This is a genomic window from Paraburkholderia sp. EG286B (genome assembly GCF_040965655.1).
In the GTDB taxonomy this organism is placed as follows: Bacteria; Pseudomonadota; Gammaproteobacteria; order Burkholderiales; family Burkholderiaceae; genus Paraburkholderia.
The window spans coordinates 1-255 of sequence record NZ_JBFRCF010000263.1 but is presented as its reverse complement, the minus strand read 5'-3'; the positions used below and the strand labels follow the sequence as shown (position 1 = coordinate 255).

Sequence of the window (255 nt, the reverse complement as noted above, 5' to 3'; positions counted from 1 at the left end):
CCACTTTTGCAGGCCCAGAAGCGGTCGGTTGATGGAAATGGATTGGGCGTTAAGCTCCTGCCCCGACATCACATCAGGCTCTGTCGGATCGCCGCCAAGTCCAGTTACTGCCCGCCAAAAGGCTTTTCGACCGTCAACTTGTTGGTAACGGATGTGACGCCCGGAACGCCTTTCGCAATCTCGCTGACTTTGTCGATCTGCGATGCATCGACCACGGTTCCGTCGAGCGTCACTGCGCCGCCCTTCGCGATGACG

At 58.4% G+C, this 255-nt stretch carries 1 protein-coding gene; it reads right to left on the bottom strand.

Annotation, left to right across the window (positions count from 1 at the left end; genetic code table 11):
• Positions 1-104: 104 nt before the first annotated feature.
• On the bottom strand, positions 105-255 hold a 151-nt coding region (locus tag AB4Y42_RS44680), incomplete at its 5' end, for a BON domain-containing protein (protein ID WP_368697951.1).